Below are 206 nucleotides of genomic sequence, written 5' to 3'. Positions count from 1 at the left end.
ACATTTACTGTTCTTACTACTTGGGTTGCAGGGTTTCCTGCTGCATCACTAACGTTATATGTTATTAAGTATGTTCCGGCTGTATTAGTATCAACTACATCTCCGCCTATTACAATATTTGCTGTAATATCGCCATCTAAATCGTCTGTTGCTGTGGCTCCTTGCTCAGAATAAGTGTCTCCTACATTTAAATCTATTACTGAAGA

General features: G+C 37.9%; 1 protein-coding gene. It reads right to left on the bottom strand.

What is annotated here, in order from left to right:
* A partial coding sequence (locus tag Q0842_RS16340; protein ID WP_298500593.1) for an immunoglobulin-like domain-containing protein occupies positions 1-206 on the bottom strand: 206 nt, incomplete at both ends.

The organism is uncultured Algibacter sp. (assembly GCF_947495675.1).
Taxonomy (GTDB): domain Bacteria; phylum Bacteroidota; class Bacteroidia; order Flavobacteriales; family Flavobacteriaceae; genus Algibacter_B.
Note: the sequence above shows the minus strand (reverse complement) of the source record. Positions and strands in the feature narration are given on the sequence as shown.